The organism is Paenibacillus polymyxa M1, from assembly GCF_000237325.1.
Classification (GTDB): domain Bacteria; phylum Bacillota; class Bacilli; order Paenibacillales; family Paenibacillaceae; genus Paenibacillus; species Paenibacillus polymyxa_C.
Genome location: NC_017542.1, coordinates 2653665 through 2678709, shown reverse-complemented (window position 1 = coordinate 2678709; position 25045 = coordinate 2653665). Strand labels below are relative to the sequence as shown.

20 protein-coding genes are annotated in these 25045 nt (G+C 43.5%); 3 read left to right on the top strand and 17 right to left on the bottom strand.

Translation table 11 applies throughout. From position 1 onward, the window contains the following. The first annotated feature begins 64 nt into the window (after nt 1–64). Complete coding sequence (locus PPM_RS12105) at nt 65–886, top strand: helix-turn-helix domain-containing protein (RefSeq protein WP_013371151.1); 822 nt, start codon at nt 65–67, stop codon at nt 884–886. Between the two features lie 37 nt (nt 887–923). Here the strand turns inward: PPM_RS12105 and PPM_RS12100 are convergent, their stop codons facing one another. From PPM_RS12100 to PPM_RS12080, 5 genes are all read right to left on the bottom strand, one after another. Beyond that, complete coding sequence (locus PPM_RS12100) at nt 924–1928, bottom strand: aldo/keto reductase (protein WP_013371150.1); 1005 nt, start codon at nt 1926–1928, stop codon at nt 924–926. 743 nt (nt 1929–2671) lie between these two features. Further along, nucleotides 2672–4147, bottom strand: coding sequence for a glycoside hydrolase family 5 protein (locus tag PPM_RS12095; RefSeq protein ID WP_231860491.1), 1476 nt, complete (start codon nt 4145–4147; stop codon nt 2672–2674). Between the two features lie 441 nt (nt 4148–4588). Beyond that, nucleotides 4589–5593: a LacI family DNA-binding transcriptional regulator gene (locus PPM_RS12090; RefSeq protein WP_013371147.1), complete on the bottom strand. Its 1005-nt coding sequence runs from the start codon at nt 5591–5593 to the stop codon at nt 4589–4591. A 229-nt stretch (nt 5594–5822) separates the two neighbouring features. Further along, complete coding sequence (locus tag PPM_RS12085) at nt 5823–7196, bottom strand: MFS transporter (protein ID WP_013371146.1); 1374 nt, start codon at nt 7194–7196, stop codon at nt 5823–5825. Nucleotides 7197–7546: 350 nt separating this feature from the next. Then, nucleotides 7547–8425, bottom strand: coding sequence for a LysR family transcriptional regulator (locus tag PPM_RS12080; RefSeq protein WP_013371145.1), 879 nt, complete (start codon nt 8423–8425; stop codon nt 7547–7549). A gap of 112 nt (nt 8426–8537) precedes the next feature. On the opposite strand from PPM_RS12080, the gene PPM_RS12075 reads away from it, so the two are divergent. Further along, on the top strand, nt 8538–9923 hold the full coding sequence (locus PPM_RS12075) for an MFS transporter (RefSeq protein WP_013371144.1): 1386 nt from the start codon (nt 8538–8540) through the stop codon (nt 9921–9923). A gap of 276 nt (nt 9924–10199) precedes the next feature. On the opposite strand, the gene PPM_RS12070 is transcribed toward PPM_RS12075, so the two are convergent. The 5 genes from PPM_RS12070 to PPM_RS12050 all read right to left on the bottom strand — a co-directional run bounded on the left by PPM_RS12070 (nt 10200) and on the right by PPM_RS12050 (nt 14543). Continuing rightward, on the bottom strand, nt 10200–10994 hold the full coding sequence (locus PPM_RS12070) for an SDR family NAD(P)-dependent oxidoreductase (RefSeq protein WP_043885951.1): 795 nt from the start codon (nt 10992–10994) through the stop codon (nt 10200–10202). Between the two features lie 186 nt (nt 10995–11180). Next, nucleotides 11181–12233 (bottom strand): helix-turn-helix transcriptional regulator, encoded by a 1053-nt coding sequence (locus tag PPM_RS12065; protein WP_013371142.1) that lies wholly within the window; start codon nt 12231–12233, stop codon nt 11181–11183. A gap of 193 nt (nt 12234–12426) precedes the next feature. Next, on the bottom strand, nt 12427–13449 hold the full coding sequence (locus tag PPM_RS12060) for an NADH:flavin oxidoreductase/NADH oxidase (protein WP_013371141.1): 1023 nt from the start codon (nt 13447–13449) through the stop codon (nt 12427–12429). A 213-nt stretch (nt 13450–13662) separates the two neighbouring features. Next, the gene (locus PPM_RS12055) at nt 13663–14091 is read right to left on the bottom strand and encodes a MarR family winged helix-turn-helix transcriptional regulator (protein ID WP_014599751.1); all 429 of its coding nucleotides are present in this window, start codon (nt 14089–14091) and stop codon (nt 13663–13665) included. 188 nt (nt 14092–14279) lie between these two features. Next, nucleotides 14280–14543 (bottom strand): WGxxGxxG family protein, encoded by a 264-nt coding sequence (locus tag PPM_RS12050; RefSeq protein WP_013371139.1) that lies wholly within the window; start codon nt 14541–14543, stop codon nt 14280–14282. 151 nt (nt 14544–14694) lie between these two features. On the opposite strand from PPM_RS12050, the gene PPM_RS12045 reads away from it, so the two are divergent. Next, nucleotides 14695–15213, top strand: coding sequence for a DUF3231 family protein (locus tag PPM_RS12045; RefSeq protein ID WP_025678384.1), 519 nt, complete (start codon nt 14695–14697; stop codon nt 15211–15213). 161 nt (nt 15214–15374) lie between these two features. On the opposite strand, the gene PPM_RS12040 is transcribed toward PPM_RS12045, so the two are convergent. The 7 genes from PPM_RS12040 to PPM_RS12010 all read right to left on the bottom strand — a co-directional run bounded on the left by PPM_RS12040 (nt 15375) and on the right by PPM_RS12010 (nt 24990). Beyond that, nucleotides 15375–16439 (bottom strand): Gfo/Idh/MocA family oxidoreductase, encoded by a 1065-nt coding sequence (locus tag PPM_RS12040; protein ID WP_013371137.1) that lies wholly within the window; start codon nt 16437–16439, stop codon nt 15375–15377. Nucleotides 16440–16963: 524 nt separating this feature from the next. After that, entirely contained in the window at nt 16964–18565 is a 1602-nt protein-coding gene (locus tag PPM_RS12035) for an alpha-amylase family glycosyl hydrolase (RefSeq protein WP_013371136.1), read from the bottom strand. 194 nt (nt 18566–18759) lie between these two features. Continuing rightward, nucleotides 18760–19602: a carbohydrate ABC transporter permease gene (locus PPM_RS12030; RefSeq protein ID WP_013371135.1), complete on the bottom strand. Its 843-nt coding sequence runs from the start codon at nt 19600–19602 to the stop codon at nt 18760–18762. Between the two features lie 28 nt (nt 19603–19630). Continuing rightward, the gene (locus PPM_RS12025) at nt 19631–20509 is read right to left on the bottom strand and encodes a carbohydrate ABC transporter permease (protein WP_013371134.1); all 879 of its coding nucleotides are present in this window, start codon (nt 20507–20509) and stop codon (nt 19631–19633) included. Nucleotides 20510–20585: 76 nt separating this feature from the next. Then, nucleotides 20586–21887, bottom strand: coding sequence for an ABC transporter substrate-binding protein (locus tag PPM_RS12020; RefSeq protein WP_013371133.1), 1302 nt, complete (start codon nt 21885–21887; stop codon nt 20586–20588). 195 nt (nt 21888–22082) lie between these two features. Beyond that, nucleotides 22083–23189: a response regulator transcription factor gene (locus PPM_RS12015; protein ID WP_013371132.1), complete on the bottom strand. Its 1107-nt coding sequence runs from the start codon at nt 23187–23189 to the stop codon at nt 22083–22085. Then, entirely contained in the window at nt 23182–24990 is a 1809-nt protein-coding gene (locus PPM_RS12010; protein ID WP_014599749.1) for a sensor histidine kinase, read from the bottom strand. Before PPM_RS12010 ends, PPM_RS12015 begins: the two co-directional genes overlap by 8 nt. Between the last annotated feature and the right edge of the window lie 55 nt (nt 24991–25045).

Sequence of the window (25045 nt, the reverse complement as noted above, 5' to 3'; positions counted from 1 at the left end):
TTTCGCAAGTGACTTTCAGGATCTTATATGTCATGATGTACTATTATAGGAGGAAAGCAACCAGATGGATATTTGTTACTGTTATCACGGCAAACAAGTATGTGAACCCAGTTATTCTTGGGGGCCCGGCATCAAAGGACAATACAAAATCATGTTTATCCATGCGGGTAGAGGCGTTTACCAGATTGACGGAAAGACCTTTCATCTTCAGCAAGGCGAAGGCTTTATCGTATACGACAACATTCTTTGTTACATGGAAGCGGACCCAACTGATCCTTGGATTTATTCTTGGATAGCCTTTTCGGGTAACGGGGTTATACCTCTATTCGAGCAGGCGCACATTTCTCCCCTTCATCCCGTATTCAGGTACTCCCCATTGTTTTGGTTTGATTTTTATTTGGATGAATTTTCTGCCTGCGACGTGAACCACAGCACCAGTGAACTACGAAGACAGAGTATTTTGTTCAGGTTACTCGCCGATTGGATTGATATGTTGGTTGCTACGAGTCAGCTACTGCCCGAGATACGGCCCAAGGACGCCTACATTCGTAAAGCGGTCGAGTTTATTCGAATGAACTATAACCAAAGAGTTTCCATTTCCGAGGTCGCACACATAGTTGGGATTGATCGTGTATATCTGTCCGTCCTTTTCAAGGAGATTCTTAATGTTTCCCCACAACAATACTTGTTGAACCTCCGGATGGACAAAGCAGGCGATCTGCTGGACAATTCGCAGCTGTCCATCACGGAAGTCTCCTATTCTGTTGGTTATAGCGACCCGCTACTGTTCTCCAAAATGTTTAAAAAAGTGAAGGGACTTTCTCCATCATACTTTCGCGCAAGGCTTAAAAGAGACAGCTCAATGGGTCTTTCAAGCCTCGACTGATTTGTTTCGTTTAATGAATCGTGTTGTTGCCATGACATTACCAGGGGACATCCCCGATATTATGCATAACCTGGTCTATCTCTTGAAGATCCGCTGCCGATAGCGGATCCGCGTGTACTGCTTGCACGTTTTCCTCGATTTGACCTACACGGCTTGCACCGATTAGCACCGAATCCACACCTCCTTCGCGCAGCGCCCATGTCAACGCTATTTGCGGCAACGTTTGACCCCGGCGCTTCGCGATCGCCTCCAGCGCACGGAATTTGTTAATCCGCTCCTGAGATATGGCCTCTAGTTTCAACGTGCGCAGGCCTGTTTTAAACTCAGCTTCCAGCTTATCGATGTATTTTCCCGTCAACTGTCCGCGACCAAGCGGGCAGAAAGCCACTGTGCCGGCTCCTACTTCAGTCAGCACGTCCTGCAATCCGTTCTCAATCCACCGGTTCAGCATCGAATACATAGGCTGGTGGACGAGCAGCGGTGTACCAAGGTTTTTAAGGATCGCAGCTGCTTGCTTCGTCTCCTCCGGTCCGTAATTGGATAAACCGACATACAGTGCTTTGCCTGTTTTCACAGCATGAGCAAGCGCTCCCATCGATTCCTCTAAGGGGGTATCACCATCGGGACGATGATGGTAAAAGACATCGACATAGTCGAGTCCCATTCGCTGAAGGCTGCGATCCAGGCTTGCAAGCAGGTTTTTTCTCGATCCCCACTCACCGTACGGGCCAGGCCACATATAGTAGCCAGCTTTTGTTGAAATAAACAGCTCATCCCGATAAGGTGCGAGGTCCTTTTTTAAAACGTGTCCAAAGGTCTCCTCGGCCGATCCGGGAGGCGGTCCATAATTGTTTGCCAAATCAAAGTGCGAGACACCAAGATCAAAGGCGCGTAGTATCATTGCACGACTATCCTCAAACGGTTTGTCCCCACCGAAATTTTGCCACAAGCCGAGCGAAATGGCCGGGAGCCTGACACCGCTCCGTCCAATCCGCCGATATTTCATCTGTTCGTATCGATTCTCTTGTGCAATATAAGTCACCTGATTTCATCCTTTCTCATTCCTAGCAAAATACTGGCCTCTGACGTGCCCTCTTCTTATTTCTCATTTCACGCCTCCCTCAAGACATGTCATAAAGTTGAGGACCTAATCTTAGGCAGCTCAAGTATATCTAACAATTCTTATGTATTGGAATGTCACTGTGATAAAAGTACATGTCATAATGTTATTAGATAATAGGACAGCTACTAAATTCTTCAATAATGAGAGTTTTTGCTTTATTCATCATAACCTCCGTCTTCTCTCGTAAATCCGCGATATCATAATGTGAATGATTAATTAGGGAATAATTGTGTGAAACAACAAAGGATTCCTATTTTATAACAAAGAAAAACAACCTTCCTCCAGTCCGAGGACTAAGATAAGGTTGTGCTTAAAAGGAGGTTTATTGATTCTATTTAATTACTGAGGTGTTTGGTTTGTAATTCGGTATATGTACCAGCTTTTGTAAGCCTTATATTTCCCAACTACAAAACACGGGTACTTCATGAAGACCATGAGTAATGAGATCATATTATTGACACAATCGGTAATGAGATAAAGCTCTTGTCACTTGGTTTGGGCAAGAGCTTTATCTTGCGTCTTTCCTCTTTAATTTGGCACTGTTTTATGGATCAATCAACTATCACTAGCATTATTTCTCCACTATTCGCAAATAACTTGGTCGAAAGGACAAGCCCACAATATAGCGATGAAGTCCCTTAGCAGGAAAAGTTAGGAGTGTATTATTGAAGTGTCACGTTGTCAACGTAAACGGCTGACTTACCGCTGCTGTTCGCCGAGGCAAGAAATTGTATGCCGATTTCCCTAACATCGTCAAGATTGGGTACAGATGCAAGGTTGAACGACAGCGTCGTACCTCCAGAAGAATTTATCTTGACAGCTTTGCCAGCATACCAAGCCCAACCTGATCCTGTCTTGGCATAAATCTTGGCATTGAGTCCGTCACCTGCGGAGTCCCAAGATGCATGTTTGACGGTCGCGCTTAGCGTTGCCTTACCACTAAGGTTGCGGCTTTGTGAGAGAAGCAGGTAGTGCTGGGAATTAGCAGACATGATGATATCCGCTTTAAGAGAATTACTGCCCTTGGATGACCACTCGTTTACGCTCCATGGACCATCGGATATATTCGAACCGGTCCAGCCCTGCGTACTACCCTCGAAGTCATATAATGTGTTTGCGCTACTGCCACCGCAAGCCGCATTCTGCCTCCACTCGGCATACGGTGCGTGCCCGGCTAGAATGCTTTTCAGATAGTTACCTCCTGCTGTGAGACTCCCGTTCGTATTGAAAATACTGGCGCCTTCTGTCTTGTCATTAATCGCCCAGTTGGCCCATGACAGGTTATTCTGGTTCATCCAGTCAAGCCATTGGTTCGTGGAATCGTAATTAATGCCGCCGTCGCCATCCGCGTTAACAAAGCCCATCTCGGTAACAAATAGCGGGATGCCCTTACTCATTGCGTAGTTGGCTTTGTCCCGGAGCGACTGAAAATGAGTTCCAGCGTAAAAGTGCAATGTATAGGCGATATTACTAGAGGATGTAATGGGATCGTTCGCTGCCTGGTCTACATTCTGAGACCAGAATGGCGTACCAACGACAATTAGATTGTCAGAATGTTGACGAATGGCTGGAATAACTTGCTCAGCGTAACTTTTGATTGTCCCCCACGAGACTTGCGTAGGTTCGTTATAGATCTCGAAAATGACGTTATCATAGCTTCCGTATTCCTGCGCCATGCGGCTGAAGAAACTTTTAGCGGCGTTGACGTTGTTGTGCGCGTCATGTGAGTGCCAATCGATAATAACATAGATCCCCTTAGCAATTGCCGCATTGACCACGTCACGAACTTTGGATTCATCGGCCGTGTTATACGGATTTCCGCTGGGGTCCACGCCATATGCCGCTCTTACGATCTCTACTTGGAATTCATCCACCATCCGATTCACCGTGGCGGTATTCCAAAATGGACCGGACCAGTTGCTCCAGAAGAAGCTCGACCCTTTGACCATCATAGGCCGATTCGTTTTGGAGCCGTTAATCTTGTTTCCACTTGCTTTCATTTCACCGAAATAACTTACAGGGTTTGCGCAGGCAGCTGCAGAAGCGGGCGTTGCAGGTAAGGCCGCTTGAAAAAGTAGCGTTAATAAACTGAACAGTAGGATCATGATTAATGGCTTAGTGAATGAATTGAACGACATTTTCATAATTCTCTTCTCCCTTTAATATGGCATGATTACGCGAAAAATTTCGGCAAGTAGCCCCGATATTCATCTGCATATCGGCCGGATTCAAGAACAGTGACAGCATTCAAACTTGTTGGCGAAAACGTTTTCGAAAATGAAATAAAAATGTTAGTGAAACCTCCTGTTCCAATAGACTCAATTAGATTCAACCATTAACATCTTCACGCTTTCCTCAGGTTAACAACATATCGCCCTACGTCTTCCGGATCACCACCTTCTTTTAAAATCATATCTATTCCAGTTTCCTCCCCTCTGACGCAATATGAGACCTTCCCTTTTGTCCATAACTCGGGAATGAAACAAGAACGAGCAGAAGTGATTCAAGGGACCTTATATTAAGCGCTTACACCATAATTAAAATACAATTTGTTTTTGTGTTTGTCAATTCTTAAAAAACTATTCCTTATACTCTCCTGTCGAGTCTCGTACAACCAGATTTGCCGGGACAATCTCCGTTGGCGGTGAATAATCGGGATTCTCAATCATTCGGATGAGATGCTCTCCTGCTTTCATTCCCATTAGCGTAATGTTCTGATTGATTGTTGTAAGCTTGGGCATGGACAGTTCCGCATAGAATGTGTTGTCAAACCCAACAACGGAAATATGATCAGGTACTCGCATTCCGATTTCGCGAATTGCTTCGATCGCACCGGTCGCCATATAGTCTGAAGAGCAGATTACGCCAGACGGTGCTTCCGGAAGCTGTAGCAGGCGCTTCATCGCCTTATATCCACCTTCAATGCTGTATTTCTCTACCTCCACATATTGGTCGTAGTAAGGAAGATCGTTCGAGCGCAGCCCCTCCTGATACCCGGAAAATCTCGTTTGACCAACCAGACATCCCAAATCCCCTGAAATAAAAGCGATGCGTTTATGTCCGAGTTCCACCAAATGCTGAACACCTAAGTAAGCACCTATGCGATTGTCGGCTGTTACATATCCGGTTCTAGGTCCCAGCAGATCGGTATCGATCATCATCGTCGGCATCTCAGCCTGAAGTAGATCCAAAAAATTTTGATTAGTTCGATCGACACCAAACATGACAACTCCATCTACATTGCGGCTGATGCAATGCTTAGTGAAGGTATAATCGGGATTGCTAAGATTCGGTGATAGAAAGAGCAGGTCATAACCGCTATCTTCAAGAGACTTTCTTAACCCATCAAGAAGCTCCGAAATAAAAGGATTCGTGAAGAAATCCAGCAGGAACATCCCGACCGTCCAGGAACGCTTTTTCACGAGGCTTCGGGCAACCACATTCGGCTGGTAGTTCAGCAATTCAATCGCCTTGTTCACCTTATTTCTCGTTTTGCTGCTGACATCAGAATAATTATTAATCACTTTGGATACCGTTGCCACCGATACCCCTGCTTGTTTCGCCACCTCATGAATAGATGCCACTACACTCACCCCAAACCAAAATAAACGAATCTCACACTCGGTACATAACAATTTACTATATATTATACGCGATGCTCAGCCTCATAGGAAACGTTTAGTAATACCAAAAAACATCTAGTTGATGTCCAAATAATCAATGTATGCACCCTTTAAAAAGTTTAGTTTTTTGTACAAAAAAGCTGACATCATTACGTATCAATGTCAGCTCTATAAAAATTATTATTTTCTATTAATGATCCAAGGAAGCCTTTTCTCCCTTAAATACGATCATAAAAATGGCACCGCCTGTAATTACTACAGCTAGAAGTAGTAACGTCAAATTGCTGTACAAATATGCTGCAACGTCAGTAACGATCGGGAGAATAGGAAAGTTGCACCTAAGCTGTGTAAGCAGTCCTCCTACAATTGCGATACCAATCCCTTCCGCCAAAAAGCAGGAAAAATTTAAAAACCCCATACCTGAGCCTGATTCGTCAGCACTTAGCGAGCCTGCCACAATGGTTGAGATGACCGTTTTGACAAAGGATAGCCCACCAAAAATCAAAACCAATGCTCCTGAAATGATCCAGAGGCTACGATCGGCAAAAAGTGAAACGATGAAAAGCCCCATCACGAGAAGCAATAACCCTGCAACCATGACAAAACGAGCTCCCTGCCTATCGACCAAAGAACCGCCAACGATCCCAAAAAGAATCACGCTAAGCGTTCCTGGAAACAGAACACCGCCTCCGATAAGGCTTGTCGGCATCTGGTGTACTTCTCTCATCATGTAAGGGATCATAGACATAAATCCTGCAACGGTCCCTAGAAGTATTCCCCCTACAAATACGCCGACAATAAACCTTCTCATCTTGAATAAAGCTGGTTCTACGAAAGGTTCCTTAGCTCTTCGAATTCTCAGCACAAATCCTATGAAAAGAATGACACTGTTGGTCAAATACCACCACTCGTAATGTGTCGTAAATAAAGTGAACGAAACAATTCCAAGAACAAAGAGCAGGCCTCCCAGAACATCAAGCCCACCTTTTTTCATAGGTTCGTCAGGCAGCGTCCGTAAGAAAAAAGGTAGTGTGACAAGCGTCATCATTGGCAGGAAAAACAGATAGGACCAATGTACATAGTCCGCGATCCAGCCTCCAACTATAGGACCAAAACCTTCTCCCAGAGCAACGGTCGATCCAATCATTCCAAAAGCTTTTCCTTGATGCTGCTTTTCGATACTTTTGGTAACGATGACCATAATCAGTCCGGGGACGGCAGAAGCACCCGCTCCTTGGATAAATCGTGCAACAAGCAAAATCGGAAACCAGGCATGAAAAAGCAAGCCAAACAGCGATCCCCCGCTATATATCATCATACTGATGAGAACCAGTTTTTTTACGCCGTAAATGTCCGATATTTTTCCGTAAACGGCCGTTCCTACGGCAAAAGAAAGAATGAAGCTGGTATTAACATAATTTGCAGCGGATGGCTTAATTCCAAATTGAGCGGCAATGTCGGGCAACGATACGTTGAACACCGTCTCATTCAATACGCTGAAAAATGCAAGCACGCACAGCCAAATCAAAGATTTAGGAATACGTTTCTCAATCGATTTTTCCATTATGCAAACCCCTTAAAAATGCCAGGGATTACGCAGTTTATAGGGCCAGTGATGCGTTATCCCCTTTAATTTGTGCCCTTCTTTTCACTATGTACTTCATTCTAACGCCTCCACAAAATAAAAGTAAAAATCTGTTTAATTGCAATTACCTAACCATATTATCACTAAAATAATAAAAATATCACCTGTTATTTTTGACAATAATCATTTCATGACGAGGTAAAGCAAAAACGGTTAGTTCCTGCTCGTTGGATAACAATGTTTAGCCTCTGCGCTATCTTATTAACGCAATCTCCTACTTATTTATTTTCAATGGTAGATCATCAAAAACATATATGGAGTTAAGTTGTCTATTTGGAATTCGTCGCAAAATATTCTACTACTATCTCGCGGAATTCCTGAGCAGCCCGCGAAATATACCGATTCCTGTTCCATAATAAAGCAATCTCACGTATCAATTCGTGATTCTCTACCTGGAGATATTTGAGATGTTCCTGCGAATTTCGTGCCGTGCTCGGTATGAAAGCTATCCCAATTTCGGCTTCCACAAGAGTACTAAGCCTTGCAGGTTCATCCCCCTCGTACACATAGTTAGGCACAAATCCTTCCGACATGCATACAGAATCCACTAAATCACGAGTACCATAGCCTCTTTTTACGCCGACAAACCATTCTTCCCTTAGCTCTGTCAAGGATACGCTATTTCGATCCGCAAGCCGATGCCCCTTTGGAACAGCTACAAGAATGGGGTCGATACATACGATTTTACATTCGATGTCATCGCCTTCAACAGGAGGTGAAGACAAGCAAAAATCAACTTCTCCTCTATGAAGAAGTGTAACCATTTCCTGTGTGGTCAGCATTTGTACATGAAATTGAATATAGGGCCGTTTTCTCCGAAACTCTCGAAGAATACCTGGTAATGTGCTTGCGGTGGTCACTGCCAATTCGAGAGTTCCGTGTTCTGGGCTGGATAAGTCGCTAAGCTCCTGCTTCCCCTGTTCTAATTCAAATAAAGCCCTTTCTGCACGGTAAAGGAATCTGCTTCCGAACTCATTCAATCGCAGTTTCCTCCCTGTTCGATCGAATAAAGGGACTCCCAAATCTTCCTCCAAGCGTTGAATCGTTTTGCTGAGCGACGATTGAGTAACGTGCAGACTTCGTGCAGCTTCGGTTACATGTTCCAAATGAGCTACCGTGAGAAAATATTGCAGTTGAAGAAGTTCCATTTCGCATCCCCCATTCATTCCCTCAAATCAATGAGATTATAACATCAAATGCATTGGAATAAATAATCGATTTCAAGTACGATGACATTAATTCGCTATGGGGGGGGCAGAAATGAGTGTTCGCAGCTGGTGGTTAATGATTTCAGTTGGTCTAGGGATATTATTGAACCCATTAAATTCTTCGATGGTTTCTGTTGCAATTCCAAGTCTGCAAAATGTGTTCCAACTTGACTTTACAGGTGTTTCCTGGATTATTTTTTCTTTCTACATTGCAAGTAGCATAGCTCAACCTATCATGGGAAAGGCCAGCGATTTATTCGGCCGTAGGAAGATGTTTCTTATTGGACTTGTTGTAGCCTTCATTGCATCATTATTAGCTCCGTTGTCACCAACCTTTGGATGGCTCATCGTGTTCCGCATTGTACAATCCATCGGAACAAGTATGATGGTTGGGGTTGGAATGGCCATTGTTCGAATTCATATTACAGAGAAACAAGCGACTGCGCTGTCTGTTTTGTCCATTTTCCTATCAGGAGCGGCAGCAATTGGACCCTTTATTGGCGGGGTTTTGGTTCATTGGTGGAATTGGCCTGCCATCTTTTTCATCAATATTCCGTTTGTGGTAGCCAGCTTTCTATTGGCTTGGAGGACTATTCCTAAGGACGAATCGCCAACATCTGTTGCACGCAACATGTCCTTTCGTAAATGGTTTGATTTAATTGATGCAAGAGGGATCCTACTCTTCACATTAGGGCTGGTTGCCCTGCTCGTCGGATTACTCTCGGCAAAATCATCTGGGCATATCTCGTTAGAAAACGTCATTGTCGGGTTAATAGGCCTCGTTGCGCTGGGGGCATTCGTACGATATGAGTTAAAAGCGACGTCACCCTTTATTCCTTTACGCACGTTCGCCAAATATCCTGCGTTGACTTGGGTTAATGTCGAATTCATGTTCGTTAACGTACTCTATTACTCGCTTTTTTTCGGGCTTCCGTCCTACTTGCAAGTGGTAAGGCATGTAAGCGAGTTCCAAACAGGGATTCTCATGCTAAGCTTAGGCTTGTGCTCGCTTGCTGCTTCTCCAATAGCAGGACGATGGATTGATAAATCAGGACCCAGACCGGCATTACTGGTATCGGCAATCCTGATGACATTGGGATCTGTGTGGCTTGTAACATTAAATCCAACTTCTCCGGTGATCAGCGTGTGTTTGGCTTTGGCTGCATTCGGTATTAGCAACGGACTGAACAATGTAGGTATGCAAGCAGCCTTGTTCCAAAGTTCTCCAAAAGAAATAATCGGTGTAGCATCCGGATTATTTAATACATCAAGATATCTGGGAACCATTTTCTCTTCATTATTGATAGGTATCGTAATGGGAGGTAAGTTCAGCTTCGAGGGATTTCAAGTGCTTGGAATTGTCCTTACGGTAATTGCATTGACTTTGGTATTCATGAGTCGGCGACGCCTGGATTCAGGACAATTGCGAGAGTCATAGGTTTACCGTTTCTTCAAATAAACCCCTCTACTCTTTATTTAACGTTAATTTTTCAACGAAAGAGAAAGGAATTTAGTTAAAAAACAGCCGAGCAATCGGCTGTTTTTGGTAGCGATTGGTAGGTGACAATAATTCCAGTTCACATCCCTAATCCAGCTTTCAAATCCCTTTATGCAAAGGTAAATTAGCTTGTCTCATCAGGACAGTATTTGCGCTCGATGATGTGCTTGATGCATTACGGTAAAACGCAGCGAAGCCCTGTTCGCAGTAAAAATATTAAAAAATAGTTGGCACCATTCCCCCATCCATACGGATTGGAGAACCCTTAAATGCAGACGCATATGGGCTACATACAAATGCGGCTAATCTACCGATTTCAATAGGTCTAATAAATCGCTGTATTTCGGATTGAGGCAGGTTTGCGGCCATAAATTGTTTCTCTTTTTCTGAAAAAGTCATATTTTCATTGGTGTAAATCCCCTCTATGATTTGATGTACATTTTCAGAAAGTGTTGGTCCTGGCATGATTGTATTAACGGTAACTTCTGTACCTCTTGTTAATTTAGACAAGCTTTTTGACAATGATAGCAGCATGGATTTGGTCATACAATATTGAGGCATTTGTCCTGAAGGCATAATTGCTTCTTCACTCGCAATGAAAACAATGCGTCCATAATCGTTTTTCAACATTTTAGATAAGTAAAATTTAGCTAATCCATTTGCAGCAAGAACATTAGTACGGAAGTATTTTTCCCACACTTCATCGTCAACGTCCTCATACTGCATAATTTCGTAAATACCCATATTGTTAACCAAAATATCAACTTCGGGGTATTTTTCAAATAATGCTTTTCTTTGCTCTTTATCCACAATATCGGCCGTAGCATTTTGGGGAGAGGTAGTTGGGAACTTTGACTTTATTTCATTTACTGTTTGTTCTACCTCATCATAATTCCGTCCATTAATAAGTACATTCACACCTTCTTTGGCAAGTTCAATCGCTATTGCTTTACCTATACCTTTCGTTGATCCTGTTATTAAAGCAGTTTTATTGTTTAAACTCATATCCATCATACATTTCTCCTTTTTCTCTACTTCCAAACTATGTTAAGATCAGCCTTTTAAAGAGTCCTGATTATATTACCTTGCCTGGATTGTTCAGTAACTAGCATATTGCGCCAAAATTCTTGTTTCACACGCCAATTGATAAAACTCAATAAAACTAGCTCTTTGAACAATTGGCTAGTCTGGAATCTATTAATGAATTGACGGTCTTCCGAGCTGTCCTTCTGATATTGAGTTTGCAGCTAAATGTTTAGTACGCCAATTTAAAGGAGTGTCACCTTCCCAAAGGCGGAAAGCCCGATAGAACGAGTTCTGGTCTTCATATCCAATCAAGAAAGCTACTTCTTTAATATCAAGCGATGGGTCTGCCAAGTACTTTCGTGCCTGCTCATGTCTAGCTTGTGTCAGCAGATGCTTAAAGTTCGTGTTTTGGTCAGTGAGCCGGCGCTGCAACGTGCGATCGCTCATGTTGAGTTCCTTCGCGATAGCCTCAATATCAGGGCGTCCTCCTGTGAGGCTCCGTTTTATAATCCATTTGACCATTTCGGTAATGGAGCAGTTGCGCTGCTGTTCAGCCAGAGATCGGTCTAGGACGGGAGTGAGAATCTCCAGCAATTCTTCGTTGTACGAAACAAAAGGGAGGTCCAGATCTCTTCGATGTAGCGTCATTCGATTACATTTTGCATCAATCCGGATACGGCAACCGAAGTAAGCTTCAAGAGCTTGTACATCTCCCATTGATTGCGAAAATTCCACAAGCTGTGCCGTCAAAGGTTGACCAGTGCCCCGGCGCCCAAGCTCCAGAAGACATGCCAGCGTAATACCGACCAGCATCGGTGGACCAGGCTGCTCGGTATACAGCCATTCCAGTTCGATTGTACAGTGCTCGCCCTCTTCAGTGATACGTAAGGTTTCAGGGGGACATAATTGTTTGTACCGAGCCATTCGATTTAGAGCGTCGCGGTAGTTACGAGCGTGGTAACACGCTAAGACGGTCGGTGGGTACTTCGTTGTTTCAAAGACGGTTGCAAGCTTGATGATTCCTTTGGCAGTGTCACCAATGAGATCGGAATAAGCCTGCCAGATCGCGAAATATTGGGCTGGGGTGACTACTGGTTCTGTCATAATGTTAAGCGGCAGCCGTGCTTTATGAGCTACGTCGTGAGCAGAAATTCCTAATTCGTGTAATCCCGTCCAAAATCCTGGCGGAATTTTAATATGGTCAGAGGTATGAGTCTTCTTCATACATATAGACCTCCTTTATTTACTTACATTATTCAAGCTCTATAACCATTCCAGTATAGTGAATTTTGTTAACATATGCTTACTAAATGTTTGACCACAATAAATAAAAAAGCAACCGATATATCGGTTGCTTTTGAGTCATTTTTATTTCGATAATTGCAGTTTCCTATATTTCTACCAGCAGAAACTGTATCTAAAAACCTGTAGTATACTGTTTCGGGATCGTTGTTTCTTTTTTCAAGTTTGTTGCCGCCTCAAGAGCCCAATAAGGGTTTCTTAACATTCCTCTCCCGACAGCCACAAGATCTGCGTCCTCATTTCCTACTACAGCGTTTGCCAGGATCGGATCATCGAGTCTTCCGACTGCAATGACTGGAACTTCGAGTGCTTGTCTGATTTCTCGAGCAAGTGTCACTTGGTATGCTGCGTGACTGCCTGGTCTACCCCACGCAGCGATAGGTCCTTCCCCGCCTGAAGAAATATCAAAAATATCTACTCCTGCTTGTTGATATTCTTTGGCAAAAGAAATGCTTTCTTGAATGTCGTATCCTCCTTCTACGTATTCTTTAGCGGAAATACGCATGATAAGCGGCATGTCTTCCGGCATCTCTGCCTTGGCTGCCTGAATAATTTCCCGACCAAACTTTGTAAGATCTTTCCCGTATTCATCATCTCTTTGGTTGGTAAGAGGAGAGTGAAATTGATGGATTAAGTATCCGTGAGCTCCATGCAATTCAATGGCATCAACTCCGGCCTTCACAGCACGTGCTACAGCACCGCGGAACTTCTCCACCATTTCTTTAACTTCTTGTGTTGAAAGAGCTCTGGGTAATTTAGATTTCTCATCAAATGGAATAGCGGACGGAGCAACAGGCACCTCAGCATCTTCTGCTTTACGTCCAGCATGAGCAATTTGGATACCTACTTTTGCTCCATAACTATGGCAGGCATCTACAATTCTTTTCAATGCAGGAATTTGCTCATCAGACCACAATCCCAGATCGAAATCAGAAATCCGTCCATCGGGTTCTACATCGGTCATTTCAATTATAATAAATCCAGTTCCACCAATTGCACGACTTACGTAGTGCATGAAATGCCAATCGGTAGCTATACCATCTTTTTTTTCAACAGAATATTGACACATTGGAGGCATGACGACCCGGTTCTTTAATTCCAAGCCTTTAAATTTATAAGCACTAAATAAATCTTTCATTAAGAAAGACCCCTTTCTAGGTTTTATAGTGAACACTATATTAAATGCATGCACATGCATATAATACAGCATGCATTTTTTATTTGTCAACTATCGTTTAAACTATGCGTTTACGTAATAAAGGCCCAGAGATTGTATTCTCTAGACCTAGGATTAAATCTTGCTCTATTCAAGCATTAACTTTCGTATTAAGTTTTAATTTATATGAAAGGATTATATTTTTTCAATAAGTGATTGTAATTTTTGCTTCAACTCATCTTTTGAAAGGACTGACTCCAGAATCTGGTTGAAGGTTTCGAGCGCTCTATCAAATTTCTTTTCACCAAAATCGGTCATGCTTGTATAGATTCCCCGACGATCATCTTCACATATATGTCTTTGCAAAGCTCCGCAGCTTTTTGCTTCCATTCTGACTACCAGTCTAGATAATGCACTTTGGCTTAACCCAACCATCTCTTGTAAATGCTGCAATCTCAATTTCTTTTCCTCAGTTTGAGATAAGAAATACAGAACCAAAAATTCATTTAAGGATAAACTATAGTTTTCTTGAAGTGCGCGTTCCAATTCATCGTTTATGTTCGATTGGAGTTTAGTAAGGGACAGCCAAATATTTAAAAATTCGATAGTATTGTTGTTATGCATTTCGACTCATCCGTTCTATTCTAAGTATAAATTACACATATTATAGGTGTCACCATAGGGAATAATTAATTCTATCAGGGTTACCGGAAATGGTCAAAACAACACAAAAACACCTTTCAAATCAGCTTCCATGCTTAGGAATGCATCTTCTGAAGGTGTTTTGTTTTGAATTTGATTTTATTTACAAATTATTTATGGTCAGATACTTTTCTACGCATTCCAGCCAGTCCTATCAAACCAAGCAAGCCAAGCCAACCCCAATCCATATCGTTGTCATTATCTACGGCGTTTGCTCGTACATTGTTAGCGTTATAAGTTGGATTGTTACTTTGATAAGGGTTTTGAGCTGGGTCATTGGCTGCATTTACATTTGGACTTTGTGCTAAAGAAGGGGTGGCTAAAGCTGCAAATAAGCAAATGGAAGTTACCGCTGTGACTATTTGTTTTTTCATAAAAAGGAATCCTCCCTGAAAGTGTGATGCATATAATTTCTCCAAAAATCCGCTCCTTATTCTATTGCGTATTTACAAATTTATTTGGATACTTTTAATCATTAATTGGAACTATAAGATTGGTGTAAAAAATATTAAAGGAGCGGTTATGATGGGAATATTAAGTGGGAATCCAAAAGACGAACCTATGCACTATGGTGAAATTTCCGGTGTTTGGCAATTTTCATTGGCCGCGAAAGGAGCTCTGTCTTTCTACCAAGCATTCCTGAATCATGCAGGTGATAAGGATTTGAGAAAAATATTGGATGCACTCATTGATCAAGCGAAACTTGAAATTAAGGAGTGTGATACGCTTCTTACTGACAATGGGATTGCCCCAGCGCCAGCCTTACCAGAAAGACCTCCAGTGAAACTTGAAGATATTCCTGTAGGTGCGCGGTTTACTGACCCGGAGATCGCCGCTAAAATTGCGTCTGATACATCATTGGGACTGGTGGCTTGTAGTCAAGTGATGGGTCAATCCATCAGAGAGGATATAGGGGCCTTGTTTGCAAAATATCATGCCACCAAAACTGCTTTAGGCGTTAAGATTCTTCAAATGTCTAAAGAAAAAGGATGGTTAATTCCACCTCCTCTCCAAGTGAAAAGACCCGAAGCTGTTGAAGTGTAAAACAGACTAAAATTTCTGCTGGCTATATTCAGGGTAGATTAAACAAGCACCCCCTTTGTCCTCACTATGAGGATAAAGGGGGTGCTTTCACGAGCCATATCCGCCTGGCCATGCTCTCAAATTATTTCATTCCAGAATCTGTGAAAGACTCTGCGTTTCTTTTAAATCGATCTTCGAATCACGCTTTTGGTCGCTGCTGCCTCAAAAATGGTTTCGATCAGCACCAGCACACGGTGCACTTCTTCGCTTTTGATCGCAAGCTCGGCTTTTCCTTCGATGGTGGAGACAAAATTTTCGTAAAAGCTTTCTGCTGCAGCAGGTATTTTCTCAATCGGGAACTTAAGGGTGGATTCCTCAGACGGCGGTGCCATCGTTTTCGTCAACCCTTGACCTGCTTGAATCGGTTTGGGTTCCACGTGAGCGACATCTGGATTTCGGGTGACAATCTCTCCGCTCAAATCCCAATCCTTGATCACTGCTGTTCCTTCAGTTCCTTTAATATACCAACGCGGCAACTTTACGTAATTCGTTGTACCTACTTCAATGACCGCTGTAAGACCGTCCTTGAACTCAATCAAGCTGGTAAAGCCGTCATCCACTTCTGTCCCCAGAATATAACTTAAGGTAGCAGTCACGCTTTCGATTTGGCTGTCCGTAATCTGAAGAAGCTGGTCCAACAGATGCACTCCCCAATCCAATAGCATTCCTCCACCATACGCCTTTAATTGCCGCCAGTCTCCTGGAATGCCGTTAGCTCCCTGAACCCGCGATTCCAGGTGGAAAAGATCGCCAACGGTCTTCTTACTGATTATATCTTTGACAATCCGGAAGTCTTCATCCCATCTGCGATTCTGATGTACTGTAAACAGACGATTTTCTTGCTTGGCCACCTCGACAATATCTAAGAAATCTGCGCTTGTTATCGTAACTGGCTTTTCACAAATGACATGTTTGCCAGCTTGCAGTGCTTGGATCGCGATTTCTTTATGAACGTCATTAGGCGTTGCTATTAATACAATATCTACGTCCTGATCGCCGAGAACAGCCTCTAGACTGGCATAAGTTTTATAGCCGGCTGCTGCAGCCAATTCCATCCGATAATCAACAATATCATATACACCGCCAATGGCAAGCTGCTCAATAGGTTCAATTAATTGAACATGGTAGCTTCCCATACCTCCATAACCAATAATAACGACATTGTATTTCCGATTGTCCATTTTCATTTTCCTTCCACTCCTAAATTGAGCCACCACCTATCAAATGGTTGCTCACGGATCGAATTCAATTGTAAATAGGTTATTGCCAAGCAACTATCCGTAAGATGTTATTGCATACGCTTTCATTATAAAGGAAATCTTTCCCCAAAAAAAGGGGGTTATTATGATCAAGGTGGTTTAAAGAAGTTGTATGTAACAACGAGCAGTCTGAATCAATTAATTACGTACATGCGACACCTTCAAAAAATCTGCAATCCTATTTCTTGGAGCATATTTATTAAGTTGTCTCGCATGGAACCGGCCATCCTTGCTGCAAATTTTGCTTTTTTACAAGCTTCCTCATATGACTCTTGATCCTTCAAAGATATTATGGCAGTTCGAAAATGTCTCCCGAAGACTTTAATTTGAAATCATGAATCAGTAATTCGTTTTTAGAATGTTGCTTCCTCCTTATGAGGGGTGTTTTTCACACCCCCACATGAGTTTACCAATAAATGTCTATCCTTATTGTGGCTGTAAGTTTGCGTAGCTCAGCTCTTTCTATCTTCTTTGGTAATCAAAGAGCTGTAGGCGGGAATCTTCACCGTATCTTTCTTTACTTTCAAATCCTTTGAGCTGGAGAAGACTACTTTCCTCTTCTGCTTATCCCAATCTTTCATCTGGAGGGTAACCGGCTCTCCTGACAGGTTATGATATATATACAATGTTTCTTTGCCTGAGGAACGTTTGTATGCCGCCACGTTGGCAGAACCTGCTTGGAACGGTTCTAGATTGTCGCTGCGAAGAGCCTCATGTTCTTCCCTCAGGCGGATAAGCGTACGGTAGCTTGCCAGCAGGGAATCATTGTCCCGCAACTGCGCTTCCACCGATACTTCGCCTTTGTTGTATTTGGGCTCCTCCCACTTCGTTTGACCGAGACCTTCTCCCTTGTACCAGCGCATAGGCTCCCGAAGAAACTCATCGGGCTTCTCTCCCTTCATGCCGATCTCCTCCCCGTAATAGAGAAATGGCTGGCCCGGCAGCGTCAAAAGAATGGATGCAGCCAGTTTGGCTTTTCGCACATCCCCGCCCAGCTCGCTCATAACACGGGTCTGGTCATGATTGCTTAGGAACGGAGCATCGAGTGCCGCCCTATTGTATGATTTGTACAGCTTTAGCGTTTTCTCTGCGAATGTTGCGATACCCTGATCCTGGCCGTTTTTCACGGAGTTCAAAATCGTTCCGCCCAGATCAAAATTAAACAGAGAGTGGAGCGATTCGTAATAAGGAGCTATTGTCTCCGGTTTATCCCATACTTCTCCTGCCAGATATACATTTGGATTTATCTTTTCCATCTCGGAACGGAACTCATTCCACCACGCAATGTTTTTATCTGCGCCATCCTTCGTTTGCCCTTTAAAAATATGCATCGCCGCATCAAGCCGGAATCCGTCTGCACCCTGCTGTAGCCAATACTTGCCGACTTTGATCATTTCCTTGCAGACTTCGGGATTGTCAAAGTTCAGATCCGGCATCCCCGACCAGAAGGTACCGTAGAAATACCCTTCGCCATTCGGATTTTTATGCCATACCTGCTGGCCCCATGATCCCTTCTCATCCAGATTTGTATTCTCATCTGCCCATACGTAATAGTCATGGTATTTGCTTTGCGGGTTGGCGCTGGCCTCCTTGAACCAAGGGTGCTCGCTGCTCGAATGATTGATAACAAGGTCGATGATCACCTTGACACCCTTTCTTTTCGCTTCTTTCGTCAAGGTGCGGAAATCATTCAGATTCCCGTACTGCGGGTCCACCTGATAGTAATCAGTTACATCATATTTATGGTAGCTTGGAGACGGATTCAGTGGCATGAGCCAGAGACCGCTGACCTGCAAATCCTTGCCCGAACGGGGATTGCCATCGTTTAAGTAATCAAGCTTTTGTGTAATACCCTTTAAATCACCATGTCCGTCCCCATTCGAATCATAAAAAGAATTAATATAAATTTCGTAAAACACGCCGCTTCCAGCAGAATTCGGAGGCTTATGCCCGTTCATATCCTGCTCGGCCATTGCACCTGAGGTGAACATCGTGAGCATAGGCACCGTTAACAGGATTGTGGACCATTTTCTTAAGCGTTGGTTACGAGTCAAAACATATCAGCTCCTTTAATTGTTATGGGTGCGCCTTCATTATAAAGAAAAACCACCCAAAAAAAGGGGATATTATTATCTATTATAGTGGAAAATATCGATTTTATTGTCTGATGTCGTTATCGAACAAACTGCCTGGGTTAGAGGATCTCTTGGTGATCCTTAACCCAGGCAGTTTGCTTGAAAGTCTATTTTTACCCTTTTACAGCGGAACCTACCGTCATCGCCCGCTCTACTTGTTCACTCAAGAACAGATAGACGAGTACCATCGGTAAGGAGGCAATAGTCATAACAGCACCCATCGCTCCCCAATCTGTACTATAAGAGCCTTGGAAGAAAAGCAAGCCTAGCGGCAATGTCTTCATATTTTCATCAGAAATGAGAATATAGGCCAAAGTGAATTCATTCCAGTTATTCAAAAACTGAAAAATGGCTACAGTCGCAATTGCAGGTAATGCAAGGGGTACAATGATTTTCAGGAACAGTCTATAAATATTAGCTCCATCCATGCATGCTGCCTCTTCAATCTCCTTAGGGATTCCCGTAAGGAACCCATAGAAAATCATGGACGAGAAAGGAAGGCCAATTGCGATATAAGGAAGAATAAGAGCTCCATACGTATTCGTTAGATTAAAATCGCGAACCAGAATCGCCAGCGGTATCATGATAACCTGAAGTGGCATAAACATTCCTATGGTCATATAAGTCCGGACGGTAGAACGAAATCTCCACCTCATACGAGCCACTGCAAAGGCAAACATCAGAGCCAGTAAAAGGATAAACAGAGTCGAAATCGTTGATACGACCAGACTGTTTAGAAAGTAACGGGGAATATTAAATTGTGTCCAGGCATTGATGTAATTTTCGTATCGAAAATGCGTTGGCAGTCCAAATGGGTTAGAGACGAAGATCTCATCGTTGTTCTTTAACGAGTAGGATACCATCCAAAACAACGGGTAGACCGAAACAATTAGATACAACCACAGTGGTATCTGCAGGGCAGCATGTCTGAACTTGCTCAAAGCGGTTTTACTCATTTCGTTCTCCTTTTCAATACACGCCTTATCAGGCGGTTTGTCCGCGGTCGAACAGCTTATTGATAACTACAGTTGCCAATAGCGAGATTAATACAAGTAGCACGGATACAGCACACGCATAACCATAGTTGCTCTCCATAAAAGCATAGCGATAAATCATGAATGTCAGTGTATAGTTTGTAGTACCGGGCCCACCATTTGTCATAATCAGCATCTGCACAAACGCCCCTATTCCAGAGGTTATCGCGATAATGAAGCAAAATTTGTACGTTTCTCTCATTAAAGGAAGCGTAACATGCAGATGCGCTTTCCATTTGCTGCAACCGTCAATCGTGGCAGCCTCAAAGTAGTCCTCGGGTATTGACTTAACTCCCGCATATAACAACGAGAATTGGTATCCCATAAACTGCCAAGCATTAACAAAGGCGATGGCAATAATGGATGTTGTTGGGGAGCTCAACCAATTTTGCTGATACGGAATGTTCAAGAGATCAAACAGTCGGTTGATTAATCCGTTGGTTGGATCATAAATTGCAATCCACAGCTGGCATACCACGGTTACCGATAGGACAACTGGGATAAAATAAGCGGTTTTCAGTATTTTCCGCCCGCGTGTACGTGGGTCCGCACAGATTAGTGCCAATATCGTTCCCAGTCCGATCTGAAAGACTGCCAGCACAATGGCAAAGATCAATCCGTTCTTAAGCGAAGTAGCAAGTAGAGGATCAGAGAACAATTCCCGGTAATTATTCAATCCTGAAAAGGTCAGTGTACTGAGGCCATCCCAATCATAAAAGCTGCGAAGAACGGTTTGCAAAACGGGATAGATTAGAATCACGCTATACAGTATCAAAGCAGGGAGGAGAAACAGTGCGAGCGCCGGTTTGTTCCCCAAATATTTATTCATGTCTTGCTTCCACCCCTTATCTTTGGAACAGCCCCCTCAGCGCCTTATGCGCCAAGGGTTGCCGTTCCCTGAATTCTCAGTTTTCTTTATTCAATGTGTTATTCAGATTACTTACAAAATCGTTTTCTGAAAAGTTGTCGACCATCATATTCTGAGTATTGTCATTAATCGTGTTCTGAATTTTTGTATTACTCAGAAGTTGAGCATATTCCTGCGCATTTGGTAACAACTCTTTAACAACTCGCTGCATCATTGCTGGAACATTGGAGGCCATTGGTTTATCAACTTTCACTGGAACAATTGGACTTCCAAGCTGGGAGTATCTGTACTCTGCTGATTTTGAGGCAAGGAATGCCGCTACCTTTACGGCTGTTTCCTTATTTTTGCTATTCGCTGATACTGCGTAACCTTGTGGAGAACCTGAGCCGTCAATAAAGTATTTGGAATTCTCGTAGGTTGCTTCATCCTTTGCAGGCCAGTACATCCAGTCGACTTGATCGCCCAGCTTTTCCTGGGAGCTGTAGATTTCCCATTGTCCATTTACGAACATGGCAGCTTTGCCCTGATAAAATAGGGACGATGCCTGATCATAATTGGTGTTCGTGGCGTTGGCATCGAACAATCCGGCTCTTTGCAGTTGCTTCATCTGCTGTGCCGCTGTTACGAATGCTTCTGGCAATGCTTTTACACCCTTCTCCTCAAGTGCTCCGAATCCACGTGGTTGCTCTCTTGTAACCAGCCCATTATAAAAAGCGGTCGTAATCCATTTTTCTTTAGCAAAGATTGACATCGGTACATAACCAGCAGCTTTCAACTTCTTAGCTGCATCGGCCATCTGGTCAATCGTCTTAAGTGGTGTCTTGATTCCTACCTTCTCAAAAATTGACTTGTTGTAATAGATCATTTGGAATTCAATACCAGTCTCGGGATAAGCATACACATGATTATCAGGAGCTACCAAACGCGATTCCACACCTGGGTTAAGATTCTTTTTGAATTCGGCAGTTGTGTCATAGTTGTCCAGCACCTCGACATTTTTCGATTTTGCAAAAGTTTGCAGGACAGGCCAATCCGCTAAATAGATATCTGGCATGTTGCCCGTTGCTGCATAAGTTTTAAGCTTCTGTCCCCCGTCCTGCACGGCAGGATCTAGTTCAATTTCTACGTCTGGCATCTTCTTCTTGAGCTCTTCCACCGCATAATCGAACGGCTTTATGGTATCGTCATCGAAATGCTGCGCATACACCTTCAATTTAATCGTTCCATCCCCTGATCCGTTATTGGAAGAGGCTGAGTTGTCTTCACCACAAGCGACCAATCCGACGGACATGGTGAGCACTAGCAAGGCTGAACTCCAAATTCTGAGATTTTTTTTCATTTGTTTTTCCCCCTTATGAAGAGTCTTTGATGATTACGCTTTCATTTGCTTGACTACAGTATACCGCTGCCTCTTTTCTTCTTTAAGGAATAAAACGGGTATTATCAGTAAAAAACGGGACAAATAGAGCAGCGGTCCTCCATATAGGAAAACCGCCAGGCTTAAATCGATGTGTTCTGCCTCACAAGGCAGATGCTACCTCTTTTTGAGTTGTTCATATTCTGTGGGTGTCATACCAAAGCGTTTCTTGAAACATTTGCTGAAATAATTAGGGTCACTGTATCCTACACTTTCGGCGATTTCTGACAGCTTCCGATTTCCTTTCAGCAAAAGCTCCTTAGCCTTCTTCATTCGGATGTGTGTAATATGATCCACTATGGAAAAGCCAGACTCCTTGCGAAATACGCGGCGCAGGTAGCTGGGATCGACGAATACTCCGCACGAAACCTGCTCAGCAGACAGCTCTGAGTCTGCATAATGTTCCTCAATATAGTTGATCGCCGCCGCAAATAAATTGGAAGCCTTCGTCGGACGCATATTCTCCATCAGTTGGATCAGCTTGCGGTATAGGGTGAGCATCCAACCTTCAGTTGCCTCCCAGGAATCTAACTCCCGCAGCCGTTCGTAAGGAGAATTGTCTCCTCCGTTTTCCCATAGCTGGTCATAAGGAATGCCTCGTTCACTGGCAAAGGAAAGGGCTAAAGATACGATTCCCATAAGCATCGCATCTGCGTATTCGTCTCCCCAGTTATATTTACTAAGCTGACGGATTGCCTTGCGGACCTCCTCTAGCGTTTCACTGTCTTTCATTCGGAGGTCAAGCACAACCGCATCGCGTAGATGGCCCAAATCAGGCATACCTGCTCTGCTATGCAACGCTTCGCCGCCCTGTCCCCTTAACTCTGCGCTTTCGCTCTCCTGTGGAAGCACTGGTAATTTCGGCTTAATACGCTCCAACATTGAAAGCATTTCTTCGGCATTGAACGGTTTCAGCAAATAATCCTGCACTCCAGTTCGAACGGCCTTCTGTAGATACTCAAACTCGTTATGCCCGGATATGAATACAATTACGATTCGTTCGAACTTGACTTTCAATCTCTGGGCTAATTCAATTCCGTCAATAAATGGCATATTGATATCAACGAGGGCAAGATGCGGCTGATGCCGCTCGGCTTCCTGAAGCGCTTCCCGCCCGTTCCTTGCTTCGCAGCAAACTCGAAAGCCGTGACTTTCCCAGTCTATCTTAATTCGCAGAAAGTCTCGGAACAGCGGCTCATCATCAACAATCATCACTTTATACATCTTGGTGTTCACTCCCCTTTGGCAGCGTTGGTAGTGACAGGTCAACAATGGTTCCCTCTCCGAGAACACTCTGCACGGATATCCCGTACTCCTCGCCAAAATACAGGCTCAGCCGTTGCTGAACACTGTAGGTACCGATTGATCGTATTCCTTCTTTCGGTAAATGTCTGGACATAATGTTCTGAACTTGAACTTCGTTCATTCCCACACCGTTGTCCTCTACCCGGACGATCACCCTATCGTTCTGTTTAAAAGCGAAAATACGGATAAAACCTTTGGTTCCTTTCTTTTTAAGACCATGGTAAATCGAATTCTCGACAAGTGGTTGGAGCGAGAGTTTCGGAATCGGTGTACCCGCAAGCTCTGAAGGGATATCCACTTCATAGCGGAACACATCGGGATAACGGATTTGCAGAATTGTCAGGTAATCATCCGTAATCTGAGCTTCCTTCTCTAAAATAATGAGTTCCCGTCCCTTATTCAGCACCATTCGATAAAAATCTGCCAGCGCCTTCGTAGTATCTCTAGCCTCATCATTACGATCCAACTCATTCAGTGCATAAATGGTATCTAAAGTGTTGTACAGAAAATGCGGTTTTATTTGAGCGGTCATCAGTGCAAGTTCATATTCACGCTTGCGGTTTTGTTCCTGCCTAACTTCATCCAGTAACTCCCTAATCCGTCTTATCATAAAGTTAAAAGCTTCAGCAATGGTACCGATTTCATCTTCTGTTCGGACTGTCGCAACCGATTGTAAATCGCCGGTTACTACTTTTCGCATGGCTCTAGTCAGTTGTTCGAGCGGGCTAACGACCATTTTGGACAGAAAGCTAGCACCGAGCCAGGAAAAAGCAAGACAGAATACGCCGATTAAGAGTGAAAGCCTTACATTTTGCCGGACATCAGCTGTAAGCAGGCTAAGAGAAACAATATTGACTAGCTTCCAACCCATTCGGTTATAATCATTGACCGTTACGAGATTGCCGCCGTCCTCAAATGAGCATGTTTTTGGGGACACATTAGATCCACAGCCTTGGATGGCCTCCGCCAACTGTGAACTCACTGGCTTCATCAGCATCCCATTGTCTTCTGCCACAGCCACACGCATCTCGTTATCTAAAAAATAATAAGATTTGTTCGTATCGGGATCGCTGGAACGAAAATAATCAGACAAACCTTCTTCCTTTACCAAAAGAAAAAGCGTTCCATAGGGGTCGCCGGTGTCTATATTAATGACCATCTTTCCCAGCGTCAAAACCGGAGAGTTTGGATCTGGTGTTAGGAAATCTCTTTTCTCCATATCAAACCAGAGTGCCTGTCCATAACTTTCAGATTCCCTTACCCGTTTGAGCATGCTATCGACTTTGCTATCGTCCCCACTTTCGGTATAAGAAGCGAAAATTGTCCCTTCAGTATCAATAAATACCGCCGCATCTACCTCGCGAAAGATAGACAAGTCAATAGATAGGCGGCTTTGCATCAGGTTTCCAAATTGAACACGATCCATAGCAGTATCAGGTCTAGCGCCGTATGAATCATACATGCGGTTAATATTCGTGACCATAATATTGGCCGCTGTTTCCACACTACTGAATATGTAGTCGGTCCGGGACAGGATAAGCTGCGATTCGTCCACTACGTTGCTGGTAGTTTGCTCTATCAATGAACGGCTGAAAAGTTGATTGGACACAAGTCCAAGAATGAGCAGAGAAATAATGATTAGCGGGAGAAATACCGCTATAACCTTGCTTTTAAAGCGAAGGCGACCAAACCACTTACGAGCTAGGGACAGAATATTCAAATAAACCCCCTCCGTCATCAAAGAATATTCATCATGTTAACACAACTAATCTGAA

What these genes read in the sequence shown, in the direction of transcription:
- PPM_RS12095 (WP_231860491.1), bottom strand. Translation starts at nt 4,147, where the DNA reads ATGTCGTTCAATTCATTCACTAAGCCATTAATCATGATCCTACTGTTC.
- PPM_RS12040 (WP_013371137.1), bottom strand. Translation starts at nt 16,439, where the DNA reads ATGAAAATGGACAATCGGAAATACAATGTCGTTATTATTGGTTATGGA.
- PPM_RS12025 (WP_013371134.1), bottom strand. Translation starts at nt 20,509, where the DNA reads ATGAATAAATATTTGGGGAACAAACCGGCGCTCGCACTGTTTCTCCTC.
- PPM_RS12070 (WP_043885951.1), bottom strand. Translation starts at nt 10,994, where the DNA reads ATGGATATGAGTTTAAACAATAAAACTGCTTTAATAACAGGATCAACG.
- PPM_RS12045 (WP_025678384.1), top strand. Translation starts at nt 14,695, where the DNA reads ATGGGAATATTAAGTGGGAATCCAAAAGACGAACCTATGCACTATGGT.
- PPM_RS12055 (WP_014599751.1), bottom strand. Translation starts at nt 14,091, where the DNA reads ATGCATAACAACAATACTATCGAATTTTTAAATATTTGGCTGTCCCTT.
- PPM_RS12020 (WP_013371133.1), bottom strand. Translation starts at nt 21,887, where the DNA reads ATGAAAAAAAATCTCAGAATTTGGAGTTCAGCCTTGCTAGTGCTCACC.
- PPM_RS12060 (WP_013371141.1), bottom strand. Translation starts at nt 13,449, where the DNA reads ATGAAAGATTTATTTAGTGCTTATAAATTTAAAGGCTTGGAATTAAAG.
- PPM_RS12050 (WP_013371139.1), bottom strand. Translation starts at nt 14,543, where the DNA reads ATGAAAAAACAAATAGTCACAGCGGTAACTTCCATTTGCTTATTTGCA.
- PPM_RS12085 (WP_013371146.1), bottom strand. Translation starts at nt 7,196, where the DNA reads ATGGAAAAATCGATTGAGAAACGTATTCCTAAATCTTTGATTTGGCTG.
- PPM_RS12075 (WP_013371144.1), top strand. Translation starts at nt 8,538, where the DNA reads ATGAGTGTTCGCAGCTGGTGGTTAATGATTTCAGTTGGTCTAGGGATA.
- PPM_RS12065 (WP_013371142.1), bottom strand. Translation starts at nt 12,233, where the DNA reads ATGAAGAAGACTCATACCTCTGACCATATTAAAATTCCGCCAGGATTT.
- PPM_RS12030 (WP_013371135.1), bottom strand. Translation starts at nt 19,602, where the DNA reads ATGAGTAAAACCGCTTTGAGCAAGTTCAGACATGCTGCCCTGCAGATA.
- PPM_RS12080 (WP_013371145.1), bottom strand. Translation starts at nt 8,425, where the DNA reads ATGGAACTTCTTCAACTGCAATATTTTCTCACGGTAGCTCATTTGGAA.
- PPM_RS12015 (WP_013371132.1), bottom strand. Translation starts at nt 23,189, where the DNA reads ATGTATAAAGTGATGATTGTTGATGATGAGCCGCTGTTCCGAGACTTT.
- PPM_RS12105 (WP_013371151.1), top strand. Translation starts at nt 65, where the DNA reads ATGGATATTTGTTACTGTTATCACGGCAAACAAGTATGTGAACCCAGT.